This is a genomic window from Ktedonospora formicarum (genome assembly GCF_016587355.1).
Taxonomy (GTDB): Bacteria; Chloroflexota; Ktedonobacteria; order Ktedonobacterales; family Ktedonobacteraceae; genus Ktedonobacter; species Ktedonobacter formicarum.
In genome coordinates, this window is record NZ_BNJF01000004.1 from 404,085 (window position 1) to 418,649 (window position 14,565).

4 protein-coding genes are annotated in these 14,565 nt (G+C 48.4%); 2 read left to right on the top strand and 2 right to left on the bottom strand.

All coding sequences use genetic code 11. From position 1 onward, the window contains the following. Positions 1 to 145: 145 nt before the first annotated feature. Positions 146 to 1,201, bottom strand: coding sequence for a hypothetical protein (locus tag K3T82_RS33485; protein ID WP_220197858.1), 1,056 nt, complete (start codon positions 1,199 to 1,201; stop codon positions 146 to 148). A 100-nt stretch (positions 1,202 to 1,301) separates the two neighbouring features. Further along, positions 1,302 to 8,126 carry an RHS repeat-associated core domain-containing protein gene (locus K3T82_RS33490; RefSeq protein ID WP_220197859.1) on the bottom strand — a complete coding sequence of 2,275 codons (6,825 nt, stop codon included), beginning with the start codon at positions 8,124 to 8,126 and terminating at the stop codon, positions 1,302 to 1,304. Positions 8,127 to 9,158: 1,032 nt separating this feature from the next. On the opposite strand from K3T82_RS33490, the gene K3T82_RS33495 reads away from it, so the two are divergent. Further along, positions 9,159 to 12,776, top strand: coding sequence for a beta strand repeat-containing protein (locus K3T82_RS33495; RefSeq protein ID WP_220197860.1), 3,618 nt, complete (start codon positions 9,159 to 9,161; stop codon positions 12,774 to 12,776). 1,053 nt (positions 12,777 to 13,829) lie between these two features. Further along, entirely contained in the window at positions 13,830 to 14,369 is a 540-nt protein-coding gene (locus K3T82_RS33500; RefSeq protein ID WP_220197861.1) for a hypothetical protein, read from the top strand. Positions 14,370 to 14,565 lie beyond the last annotated feature (196 nt).

The window sequence follows — 14,565 nt, forward strand, 5'->3', positions numbered from 1 at the left end:
AGCCTCGATAGCGTATAGCGATCTGCTCGCTTCAGCACATGCGATGGGGAGATTTTATCGTATTCCTAATACCGAACATACGCAATGCTAGAATGCCGATCCTCAGTACTATGAAGCAGAACTTTGCCCGTTCTTAGAAGACATTTTAAGCATGGAAACTTGACAAGTGGTTGCTTTCGCTATGCAAGAATTGCATTTCCTCCGGTGTCCACATATGCCCATCTAGCTTATCTATTTGAGCATATAAGACCCCTGGCTCTCCTCTCTCCTTCAAAAGCTGGGGAGATGCAGCGCCAAATATCCAACATACTTCACTTTCTCTCACAAAGGACAGCGGTCCTAGAATATCATCAGGAATATAGGTTGCATGAAGTCTAGAAATGATCTGCTCAGCTAGAGGTTTTGCCTGTTCTCTAGAAATATGAGGCTGCCGATACGCTGCCGGGAGGCGGCAACCTTCAGCACCTAAAGATTTTAGGTGCTGAAGTAAGCTTGCAGCCGCCTCATACGAGAGATCAAGGCCAAAAAAGCCTACATGAAATGGATACTGTAGGGTTTCCAGATTCATTCTATGTTCGGATATTGCTGATATTTGTTTGACGAAGTCTTCAAAAGGAATGGAAACTTGACAATTTCTTAAGAGATATATATCGAATATACTGTACAGTTGCTTCCAATGACTCAGAACCCCATCCGCCATTTCCACTCTTTTTCTTAAAACTTCAAACTGTAAAGAATTGGCTTCGTCGTTCAGATGGTGTAATTCCTCATCTTGCCATAGGTGACCGTCTAACTTATCTATGTTGACAAAGATGGTACGCTGCTTTGAAAAAGCTTTGAAACTCCAGCAGACTGCCTGGTCAGCCGCCAAACGAACAGGGCCTATACTTTGATGGAAATTTTCTTTCTTTTGTAGTTCTCCAATAACTTGTTCAGCAATTATCGTTGCTTGCTCAAGAGTAAGAAGTGGGTGGCGATAGGCAGAAGGATGTCGTTGCGCTAATGCGCCTGCATACGTCAAACGTTGGAGAAGCGTTTTCGCCATCTCTTCAGAGAGATCAAGTCCTAGGAAACCTGGACGTGACGCTCGCTGAAACATTTTCAATTGGAGTGATGGATCAGATAAAGCTGGGACCTGCTGAACCAAATCTTGTACATCAGGAACCGTTTGACATTCTAACAGAAGATAAAGATCATACATGCAACACTTCCATTCTTCTACTCTCGCAACTGATAGGCAGTCTTGCTAACACAGAAAACTCTTGTTCAGCAAGACTGCTCAAAACTACTTTTGACCTATCTTAAAAGTTAGGAACAACTGCTCTCCCAGTAAACAGATCCATAAACTGCTCCATAGGGATTCCATAAGCTCCCTGATATGGATATGGATCGCGAACAAGTGCATTCCCTAATTCATCGAAGCCATCAAGAACTATCGCATGTGTGCCGATAAGCCCAGCTCTAATAGAAACGATTGCCGAATTACCAGTGCCTGTAGCAGCTTGCAAATCAGCAATAGTTGCATTTCTCATAAATGAATAAGGAATGCGAACTCCAATTTTGCTAAGTGCATTAGGAACATTTTCCATGCCACCACCAAACTGAGAATCAGTGCCAGTATAAGTTTGAACAGTTTTCTCTGTCAAACTAAAATTATTGTCATTAAGTAGCATTCTACAACTAGCAGCCACACACGTTCCTTCAGCTTCTTGAGGGAAAACGCTTTTGTCCGCTGGTGGCTCATAAGTGCTAGTACTACCTAAAGGATAATCAGTACTCGTTTCGTCTACAGGCGTTGTTTCGGCGCTTGAATTTTCTTCTAATCCTTTTTCAAATTGTTGCCTTTCGTATGCTTTTTCATCTTCTAGCTCTTTTTGGGCTAATTCGTCAGACTCATCTAGAGCTTTTTCTGTCGTCGATTCGATTGTGTTTTCGACAGCTTCAGTTGTAGACTCTGTGGTTTCTGGATTTTCTTCAAACCAACTTGCCACCCACTTAATAAAGCCTACAATAATGCCGCCACCACCACCACCATTACCACCATATTCTCCAGGACTCCCTCCTTCTCCACTTTCTGGCTTCTCCATATGCCCAGTGGGATCAATAAATGTCTCGGGATTACCATGCACATAGGCATAGGGATCAAATCCACTCGCATTCGTCTCTACAGTATCAGCACTGAGAAAGCGCCCACTATAAGGGTCGTAATACCGCGAACCGTAGTACAGCAACCCTGTCAGTTCGTCAAGCCTCTGACCAGTAAAATTGTACGAAGTTGAAGATGTTCCCTGGCTGTAACGAACCGTCCCATACGGAGCAAACAGTTGAACTGATTGAACAGTCCCATCACCCTTCAGCGTCAGGCTGGCACTGCTAAGCAGATCAGGAATCAGGTAAGAGAGCGTGCCATCCTTCTTCATGGCGACGCGTTGCCCCATCACTGTATAGTATTTACTGGTGCTTGTTGTGCTCCCACTCAATGTGGTTTCAGTGAGCCCATTGAAGTAGAGCGTGTCCGAAACAGTTGTCGAACTACTCGTGCGTTGAAGTACTCGGTTTCCAGCACTATCATAGAGGTAATCCGCACTTGCGCTCTGGCCCTGGGGTGCCGTCCAGTGTGATAATCTGCCTTCGGCATCATAACTCATGGCTGAGCCAGTTTGTGCACTATCACAACTCTGCGCTCCCGTCGGATCCAGGTTGCGACAGGTCATATTCCCCATCGAATCATAACTGGCATAAGGGTTCTTGGCTGAGCTTAAGCCAATGGCAGCATGCACGTGCTGACTATCATATGTTGTTGTTCCAGAAGGGCCGTTGATAAGCCGATCTAAAACATCGTAACTGTAGGCTTGTTGATATGTGCTGATACTTGTCCCACTAGGAGTAGTTCCACAATGGTCGCCTCCTGCAGGTGTCCCGCTATTACCTGACCACACGACACGGTTCAGATTGTCATAACAGAACGATTGGGAATCAGTTTGTGTTCCTCCACTTGTCGTTGGTAAGATGGTGACCACATTAAGCACATTGCCAACGTTATCAAAGGTGCGCACCTGATTCCAAAGTGTGCTTCCTCCCTTTGATACAGTATCAGAAATCTGACGCTGGATTTTGTCATAGCCATACGAGGTGCTTAAAACCGGAGATGGAGTGCTACTTTTGACTGCGGAACCACCGAGAGCCAAGCCACTAAGCAGACCGTTATTGGTATAGCTCGTTTGCCCTACCAGGAAGGGGACTGGATCAGTACTTGCTGATGTGCCAAAGAAGGCTGAATGGAAATAACCATTCTTGTCATACTGCGAAGTGAGCGTTTCTCCATCGGGATAGGTCAAACTGATTGGTTCCCCAATGTCGTTATAGCTCAAAATTGCCGTCTGAGTCGTCGTTTTCCCATCCGCAGTCACCGAAAGACCTGTGCTATCAAGCTGTCCTCGCGCATCAAAGCCATAACAGCGCCAACCGCTACCGACTGAAGCGCTAAAGGTTTCGGCAACCTCTTGCCCAATTGGATTAGAAGCAGCAGTACCGCTAGGGGCGGCACATCCAGAGGGGAAGGTCAGCCCAGCATTACTCGCATTGTCATAACTATCATAGAAGAACGTCACATAGGCGTTGTTACCGCAAGGCGAGACTGCTGCTGAAGAGGTACCTCGACAAAGAGGTCGATTTAGCAAATCGTAGCTTGCATAAATCGATTGTCCGCGAGGATCTGTTTGGCTCTGCACATTGCTATCAGCGTCATATGTGATTTTCCATGCCGTATCAGAGCTACTTCCGCAACTGGTCGGCATAGGTGTATTGATGCATGAGCCCTCATCACTATCATTCCACCCTGTGATCCGTTTTAAGGCATCGTAGGTGGCCGTGTGGAATGTCAGTTGCGTCGAAGAGCTATCATAGGTCTTCGTTGAAAGCAAGTTCCCAACGGTGTCGTAGGTATATTGCAGCGTGCGGTAGAGGCCATAGGAGCTACCAGTAGCACCAGTACCCGATTCCTCCTGCTGATATCGCAACCGCCCGAGTGCATCAGTAAACGAGATGGTTTTATGGTTATAAGCATCGAAGGTTGCTGTTTGCTCGAAGGCTGTACTGCTACTCTCGCCACTGAAACCAGGAATCCCCTGTGCGACTGTATAGGTGAGCGTCGAAGAGAGGGTAATGGTTGTCGTATCGCTATAGGTCACGCTTCCCAGCGAACGTCCAAGACTATCATAGTTTGTGACCGTGCGAGGCTGATTCTGATCTGGAGTCACATATCCAGAGATTGCTGCTGAGACAGCATAGGGCAGGCTCTGCGTCGTTGGGCGACCCATGTTGTCATACAGAGTATACGTTACCAGTACCGAGGAAATTGCAGGTACTTTCGAGAACATGTTGGGTCCAGGCGTCTTTGTTTCAACGAGACGACCTAACCCATCAAACAATTGTTGCGTCGTGGTCGTTTGAGTACTTCCCACAGTGATACGGGTTGTGGTATCAATTTCCAAACAGGGAGCTGTTGAGCCGCTCGAACAGGTATTAGTATAGGTGTAAGTTATGGTTGGGCTACTAGCACTATCCCCTGGTTTGATCACTGCGGTGAGACGACCCAATGCGTCATATTGATAACTACTCGTTTGCCCATTGGTATCGGTAGTACTCAGTAGCCACTGGCCAAAGCCGCCAGCGGCACTTGCGCTATCATACCCATAGGTTACCGTTTGGTTCTTCGCGTTGGTCACCGTAAGCAGGTGTGTGTTAAAAGCATCATAGGTTGCGCAGGTGCTAAATTGCGAGGAACCACTCGTACAACCGAGATGGTTGTCAGCATCAATGCCAGTAAGTGCAGAACCTGTAGCATCATAGCTATATCGTGTTGTCGCCGATGCGCCACTACATGCTCCATTGGTAAGATAGGAGCTAGTTTGTGTTGCCTGCGTGAGCTGTGGCGCCTGGCTGGGAGCTGTATTGGCTCCATAGACAAATGCCATACACCCAAAGGTATTGCTGCTGGCATCCTGTGTGAATGAATACGCAGGCAAATTCGTGAGAAAGAGACTTGACCCCAGATTGTCACTCGGATAATACGTATTGCGAGCGATGAAATGGGCACCACCAACATCGTTTGCAGTGACGTCTACCTTGCTAATATTGCCATAGTCATAGGTCCCAACCCCTTTATTATCGCCATCATAAGCTGTCGTGGTGGTTTTATGGAGAACCCGACTGTCCGTCTTATAGTTATTAACGTCGGTCACGCCATCAACCTGATAGTCATCTTCCTGAGTCACTCGCGGGTCACACACAACCACCGGGTTGTTTTGATCCAACAGGCTGATACGCTGCGTGTCGCCAGGATTACCCGCTGCCGCACCAACACCTCCACCATAGGCAGTTCCAGTATGTCCAACCCCTGCTGGAGGGCAGTTCATGGCATAGGTGAGATCCTTCACCGTCAGTAATTTGCCGGTTGGGCTAAAATTCTGCACCGTTTTTGTATGACCAGCCATTCCTGGATCAGGATTCCAATAGGGAATATCATGGCAGGAAGTAGGAGCAGAACAGGTCATTCCAGGGGCAATACCCCACCCCGTAGTTGAGGAAAACGTTTCAATTTGATAGGATCCATCAGGCTGCGTCACCTGCGCACTGGCAAAACTTGTAAACTGTCCGTTATAAAAGTCAGCATAGTCCAGGTCATTCTGGTTCCCCCAGGTATAGCCATAGCGGCAATCACCACACCAATTTGCTTGATAACCATTGACCGAATACTGATAATTCCAGGTCGAGGTCACCCCATTCGTTACACTAGAGCGCGAGGTGACCACAATACGGCTCCAACTGTGATCGTCTGCCGTTCCACAGAAGGTTCCTGCCGCTTGATGCCCGTTACAGGCAAAGGGATCGTTGGGGTCACCACTGCTCACGCCATGAGTATTCCCATGCGCCTCATTCCAACTGATATTTTCGTGCCAGCCCTGTCCATTGTCCAGAGTACTGATATAGCGTCCGTTATAGCTCTGTGACCACAACACACACCCACCACTATTGGAGGTCGTCCAGGAAGGACAAGACGGAGGATTGGTTGCATTCATCCACAGGTCCACGTACCGCTGTGTTTTGGTTGTGTAGGAGACCGTCGTAATAGGGGCATTGAGTGTGGTCCCGTTCGTTCCCTGCTCCTGAATCTTGGTCAGGTCCAGATAGCCTGCGACACTCTCCTGAGCCCCTGAGAGCGGGTCCGTGATGGTCTGTGGCTGGGTCTGCTCATAGGAAAAGACATATTTATGGAGCAGGTGTCCCTTAACCTGGACCTGCACATCGTTAAGAACATAGGTATTCAACACTTTCGCCCGACCCAACCCGCCAGAGCCAGAGAGGTCCGTTGGGTCATCACACCGATAGGTCCCATCCGACCAACTTCCACAGTTCCCACCAGTGAGCGAACTGGCTTTGTTATCAGCATCAAAGACAAGACGGATATTGGGATGCCAGTTGCTACATGCAGCGGTCGGTCCAGTGAAGCTCGTTTGATGGCAGCTTGGATCATCATATTCAATGGAGGAAATTACTGCATCACGGACCGCTCCAAACCCGGAGGGGAAATCACGCTGGTAATTGACACGGATCTGGTTCCCATTACGATCCACGATCAGATTGAGATCCCAGCGATAGGTATTCCAGTTACTATTGCTATCTTGCGCACCTTGTTGCGAATCAGCAGTACAACCAAATTCTTCTAGCGTGCCATTGGGTAACCAGACATGCCAGCAGGGGGCCGCACCTCCATCAAAAGAGACTTCCTGAATCTTGGCATGACTCTCTGGGGCCGTATGCCAGATATATTGAGAGGGGAGAGGAGAAGGGGTTCGTGGAGAGGAGGTGGACACATTCATGTCGGGTGGAATAAGCTGTCCGCTGATCCCTGTCGGATCACTCATGTACCAGACATTCTCCAGGCGATTGCTGCCGCCTGGGGTCACATTTTCGTTACTCCAGGAAATTGATCCCAATCCCAAATTCCAACCTTCACCAACCCAGGAGGCAGCCGCCTGCACATTGTGGCTCTCATTGACACTGCCACTGGAATAGTTGAGGGACAACGAAGGCGTCAAGCCACCAGCCCCAGGTGGCACGCTCAAGGGATAGGAGTATTGGAGACCACCTGAGCTTAAACCCACATCAAAGTTCTGAGACGTCCCCCAACTTGCCTGTGGGGCCTGGGTGCTAAAAGTAATTGTGCTGGTCGAGAGGGCTTCCGCAGGTGCAACAACCTGATTGGAGGTCTTAGCAGTGCTGGACGATGAGGTGGAGAGAGGAGTGTTACTCAGCGTGGTTGTCACGCTCCAGGCAATCTCTTTCGACTCCTTCTTCGCCACCTGCACATGCGTCACTGGTTTCCCAGAGGAGGGCGCAGCCTGGGTGCTGTTTGTGGTTGTCTTTTTGCTCGTCGTATTCGAGGTGGGAGGGACCAGATTCTGCCAGAAGGCATACACGGCCTGGTCCTGCAAGACAAGAGCGCTCTGCGATGATTGCAAACGGTATTTTAACGTCAATGGATGCACAAGCACCAATGTGGTCAACGGTTTGTTCTGCGCGTTGAGCAAGAGCAATTGATAGGTGCCGAGCAAGAGACGCCCACCGCTTCCACCACCAGAACCTGGATCGGTCTGCGTCACCTGAAGGTGAATAACGCCACCAGCCGCTTTGATCTGGGTGGCATTGACGGTTCCGGCTGGGATAGTGATCTCCAGGTGCCCATCCTTTGTGACCACCTGCTGCGCCTGTGAGGTCAGACTGAGCACAGAAGGAGGTGTCGTTTTTTGTTTAGGACGAGGATAGTCTTTGGGTGGCGCAGTAATAGCCTCCTTGGAATTTTTGGGTACTAATGTGTGCTCAACCGCATTGGGTGATTGTAGCCATGAAGGAGCATTGAGCGCTGGATTCGGATTGGTTTGAGTCGCAGCATGGGCAACAGGAATCTGTGCCCAATCTGCCAGAATATTCCCAAATAACGACAGACACAGCAGAAATATTACGACGCTCAAAGAGCGATGAGAGTCACGCGCTCGTGAGCGCAGTGGAGGTTCCTTCCTCCCACTCTCTTTCGGTACGTTCGGGATGGAGTTATACGCTGACATACGTATAAAAGGCTCCTTTTCACAAAATGAGAATGTCCCCTTCCCCCTAAAGAGTCACCAGGGCAAGAGCACATCATTTGTCACATAGCTCGCTCTTGCTCATACAAGCGAGCAGCAGACGAAGGGATTGCCAACGTATGAAACAGGGGATATTTGAACAACAGCATACTCACCTACCAAAAGGCGCAGTTGGAGTTGCCCACTCTCTGCTCTCGTTCACAAAGGACAGAAGAGAAAAGAGGGGGGACTCTAATCAACAGTTTCAGATGGCGCACATTCCTGTTTCAACACATAAACAATCGAAATGTAGGAACCAAACAGGCAATGGCATGTATCACTGATGCTGGAGCATCTCATGCATTACCTATTCTCAAGAAGAGGAAATCAAAAGGAGGGTACACAAATGCAGCAGATATTCTCTCAAGTTCTACTTATCTTTCTCTCACCATTCTCTCATCTCAGTGCATTAAAATAATAAACTCAATTTTATGCATATGTCAAGAGAGGAATTAACTTTGTAAAAAAGTTATTGTATTCTCTTCTTTCTCTGGAATATTTTCTAGAAAAAAAGCAGCATCAGTGTGCCACAAACAAAATACATTGATATTCTTTCTTAGCAAGATTATTATTCACATTAAATGAAGATTAAAAATCGAATTTATTTTCTGCTCCATATTGTTTCAAATACACTCAAATTGCATCAAATTGCCTATTTTTGACTCCTTCAATTTTATCTTGACAAAAAGCACTTCTATTGGGTATAACAAAATATGCAAAGAAGAGACTACATGCATAGCGACCATATCCTGTGCCAATTGTATGCTATGCAAATTTAGCAAAAGCAAATAAAGGGGTAATACTCAGAATACAGTAAAGAAGTCTATTTTTCTCAGAAGCTGCATTTCACTTTCTCACTCACTATTTTCGGCAGGACCTTGAAAACACGCACATTTCCTTTGGGAGAACGACACGTGGGCATCGTTCCTGCCACTCGCTCGTGCGCATCTTACGTATGAGGAGAACATTACGTTCATGCGCTTATTTTCGACGCGTCAACGCCAGCCGGGCCAAGCGAGCCCTACCGCCTGGCGTCTTCGACATCTTATATTCCCTCTCCTGGTAGGAATGCTCATCATCCTTCTAGAGACCCTAACACCGCTTCATGCCAATGCCGCAATGCAAGGTAGCAATACTACTGAGCAGTCAGCAACAACACCTGGCAGCATCAAAGACCTTCAACAGGCACTCAAGAAAAAGATTCATGTCACCCATCACCAGACGAAAAAACAACAAAAAACGCAAACGATCACACCGAAAGCACTGAATTTGCCAGCCTACAACAACGTGGGCACTGCTGATGACAGCAACGGCTTCAGTGGCAACTTCGACCATCAGGGCAGTAGTTATTCCACGCAAGCGCTGCAAGCTGCTGGGATCGTCCCTGGGCAGAATTTCATCTACGATACCATTACCTATACCTGGCCCAGTGCCACAGCTGGAACCGCCAATAATTATGAGGCCAATGGTCAGGTGATCCCAGTCCTACAAATTGCCAATGCGGCCAAACTCGGCTTCCTGGGGGCCGCATCCAATGGTGCGGCATCTGGCTCTGCCACGATCACCTATACCGATGGCACTACGCAAACGATCACACTGGGATTTACCGATTGGGCCATTGGGACAGTATCCTTTGGCAACACCATTGCGGCAACGACCACGTATCGCAATACGCAAGATGGGAAGCAGACCAAAAACATCTATCTGTTCAGCGCAGAATTTCCCATTACGGCGGGGAAGACGGTTCAGAGCGTGACCCTTCCTACCACTGTCACGGGAGGGCAACTCCACGTTTTTGCTGTCGGTGTGAGCTGGCCTGCCCCTAATAATACTGGTACCAGTGATGACAGTAATCGCACCGCAGCCAATGTAGATGGACAAGGCAACAGTTACTCAGCTCAGGCTCTGCAAAGCGCTGGTGTGGTCCCCGGTAGGCAGGTTGTCATGCGTGATGGCATTGCCTATACCTGGCCCTCCGCAGCCCCTGGCACCGCCAATAACTATCAGGCCAGTGGACAAACCCTCTATGTCGAGCCGGTCCCTAACGCGACCACGCTTGGTTTCCTTGGCGCAGCGACCAATGGTGCAGGGTCAGGCACCGCCACCATGACCTACACTGATGGCAGTACCCAGACCGTTACCCTTGGTTTTACCGATTGGACCACAGGGACCCTCTCCTTTGGGAACACGGTTGCCACGACGATGTCCTATCGAAATCGGTCTTCGGGTCAACAAACCATTCCCACCTATCTCTTCAACGCTGAAGTGGCTCTCCAATCAGGCAAAGTACTTCAGAGCGTGACCCTTCCTACCACTGTGACTGGTGGGCAACTGCATGTTTTCGCTGTCGGTACCGCCAGTTCCTTGCTCAACAATATTGGCGTGAGCGATGATGGCAATGCGCTAGCAGCCAATTATGATGGTTCAGGAAGAAGCTACTCCCTTCAAAGCTTACAAACAGCCGGGATTACACCAGGGAAAAACTTTTTGTTTAATGGTGTCAGCTTTCCCTGGCCAACCGAGCTACAACCAGACAACACCATCGCAGCTGGACAGACACTTCCCATTGCACCGGTCACAAATACGACCGCATTAGCCTTTCTCGGCTCGGCAACGAATGGAACAACAGCAGGTTCAGCAGGGACAGCAACGATCACCTACACCGATGCGACCACAAGCACATTCCAGCTTGGCTTTACTGATTGGTGGGTGAGCACACCAAACTATAATAATATTCCGGCAGCTACATTCTCCAGTATCAATACAACGACAGGGCCGCGACCTGGAACCTACTATCTGTTCTATACGGAGACGACGATTCCAGCGGGAAAAACTATTCAGAGTGTCACATTACCAACGACTGTCAGTAATGGGCAACTGCATGTTTTCGCTGTCGGCACGCGCTCGAACTATAACAACATTGGCATCAGCGACGATACCAATCCTAGTGGGGCGAACTTCGACCTCTCGGGGAACAGTTACTCTGTGCAAGATTTCAGTGATCCCAATGGTCCAGGCTGGAATCCTGGAGATACACTCACCTATGAAGGGATCGATTATACCTGGCCCAATGTACCCGCCGGCCAGGGCGACAACTATGTCGCACAAGGACAAACGATTCCCATTACAGCCGTTCCTGGGGCCACCACCATCGGATTTGTTGGTTCTGCCGATCATGCCCATCCCAGTTCTTCGGGCACCGTAACACTTACCTATACCGATAACACCACCTCAACCGTTACCCTGGGTATGACCGATTGGGTCCTCAATGGAGGATCAGGGACGCCACTCGCCAACAATCATCTGTTTGCGATTCTCCCACATCGCAATACTCCGCAGGGACAAGCAGCACTCAACAGCTACCTCTATGAGATGGAGGCCAACCTGACCCCTGGAAAAACCTTGAAAAGCATCACGCTTCCCTCCAGTGTCGATCAGGGGCATCTCCACATTTTCATGATTGGGACACGTGCGAACAACAATTATCCCAACAATATAGGTACCTCTGACGATTCCAGCACAACCTTCGCCAGCTTTGATACCACCAACCATAGTTACTCCATCCAGGCATTAGAAGCAGCCCGCATCTACGCAGGGCAAAATCTCACCTTCAATGGGGTGACCTATACCTGGCCTGCCAGTTACTCCGTGATTCCCGACAATTATCTAGCTGCCGGACAAACCATTGGGGTAACCCCAGTTGGTGGCGCCACCACCCTGGCCTTCCTGGGGGCTGCAACCAATGGTCCATCATCAGGTACTGCAACCATTACCTATCAGGATGCAACAACGCAAACCTTCACCCTTGGCATGAGCGACTGGACGCTCAATGCAGGCGCGCAATCACCATCCTTCGGCAACGCCATTGTTACAGCCATGCCTTATCGCAATACCATAACCGGGCAAGAAAATACCCGAACGTACATTTTCTCTGCCGAGGTAGCTCTCACTGCAGGAAAAACCATTCAGAGTGTGACCTTACCGACCTCAGTAAACCAGGGGCAACTCCATATCTTCGCGGTGGGAACGCGAGCAGGCGCTGCTTCCGGGTCATCCTACAATAATGTGGGCACCAGCGATGATAGCGCCCCATCCTTTGGGAACTTTGATGCTCAGGGAAACAGTTATTCGGCACAGGCACTTCAGCAAGTTGGATTAATCCCAAGCCAAAACGTCACCGTCAATGGGGTGACCTTCATCTGGCCAAATATGGCGCCTGGCTACTTCAATAACTACCAAGCTGCCGGGCAAACCATTGGAGTGACTCCAATTGATGGAGCCACCACCCTGGCGTTCCTGGGATCAGCCAGTAACAAAGGATCATCGGGCACTGCGACCATCACCTACACCGATGGCAGCACCCAAACCTTTACCCTTGGATTTACTGACTGGGTCACCTCAACGCTCTCCTATGGCAACAGCATTGCGGCAACCATGTCCTATCATAATGCCTCCACAGGCAAGCAAACGGGGAATACCTACATTTTCTATACGTCTGTGACGCTACAAGCAGGCAAGACCATTCAGAGTGTCACCCTCCCCGCAACATTTACGGGCGGGCAACCTCATGTCTTTGCAATTGGCACCAAGTAATATTCGCCTTGCAGCTCCAGTTTCAGTTCATGAAAAGGAGAGCACAACAATGAAAGTGAGCACCATCCATGCAGTAGAGATACACAATTGGCCGAGAGTGTAGTTCTATTGCACGGCAAATGTGTGGAGACAAACACAGGAATCTCTCGGCATACATGAGAAGAGTCAAAAAGCGACCAGCAACGCAATAATACGCATGTACTGGTCGCTCATTATGCCAGCAACACATCTAGAGGATGCACAACTGTCTGGCTAGATATTTTTATGTGGTAGATTGCATAAATAAATACCTATCGATTTTATCTGACAAACAAAGAAGGAATGTTATTCGCCCTGGACGAGATTCTCCTAACCAATGTTGGACACTACATGAATTGAATTTTCCACCGAATGGGCATATCTATGAACGGCATTGTTCACAGCCTCATTAAGTGAGCATATCAGCCTTCAACCACATCCGTGCAGACAACAATCAAAATTTTGGACGGAGATAATGAGCAACGCTTGCATTTCTCCTTGTCATATCGACGACCCAACAAGTTTGAGTAGACATAATACCAAGGTCTGCTCTCTTAAGGTATCATCTGGAGCAGTCTTTGGGGGCACACCATCATATCCTTATTGTTCAGACCTCCGTAAAACTAGTTCAACGTCACATCAATGATGACTGGATGTGTTGGAGTTGACGAGGTGGAACTTTCTTTGCCTTGTCGAGGGAGCGAACCCCAAGGGGACAGTGCCGGAGAAGTCAAGGATTGAGTTGACGGAGGCTGAGACATTTGGGACCTTCATTGCAATCTCGCGCATTCGTTCTGGCGTAATCAGCCCTTGAGCATCGGCCTGTGCTTGCTGGGGGAGCGGTTGGCCCTATTCGTGAGGAGAGTCATGTACATATAACAACAGGCTACCACGCGAGGCTTTCATCACAGAGTTGCCAATACTCTGAATCGCCTTCCTTAATAATGTAGCCATTGTATTTTTGTGTACTCCAAGCGTTTATATTGGGCAGAAGATTTATCCGCTTAAAAGAGGTAAAAACCACGGAGGGTTGAATTGGAAAATCAAGAGCAAGTAATTAGTGAAATTGCAAGAGGGGAGGGGTGCTTTAGAAAAATGGGGAAAATTGGTGCTATAGTTTTAGCTCTATTGGAGGGTTTGGCTGCTCTAATAGCCATTTACCAATTTCTATCAGGAACACAGTCACTCCCGCAGATACAACTGGGAATTCCTAATATCCCTGCCATTCCACTGCCTAACCTTCTAACGCGTGGCAATTTGCTTGACTTTGCCCCGCTCAATGTTATCTGCTCACTCATCATTTGCGGCCTTCAATCTGGTATATGGTGGCTCTTCATTCAATGGGTAGAAATGGAAGAAAAAGAGCGTAAAGGCTGCCTAGGGTCAGCTTTCATTACTCTTTTACCATTCGATTTAATTGCTGCCTATTTGTTGAGTATCTATTTTCGTCCTTCCGATTTATGGACTACAGTTCTCTTCTTTTTTATAGTCTTTATGTGTGCATCTGTAGTTTGGGGGATTATTGTGTTTATTTGGACACTCATTGCTATGAATAAAGCTACGTCTAGTATCTAAAAAGCTCGGCAAACGGATCAACGTCGGGGAGTGGCTGCTTCAACTTCGAGAGGTACGGCTGAAGATTAACTATGAGGATTGGCAAAGAAGCGAGAAAGTATGAGGATGTAAAATTGAAGGATCAAGAGCAAGTAATAAAGAACATCGTGAAAGAAGAAAAAGGTTGCCTTGGGAAAGCCGGAACAATTGGCGCTAT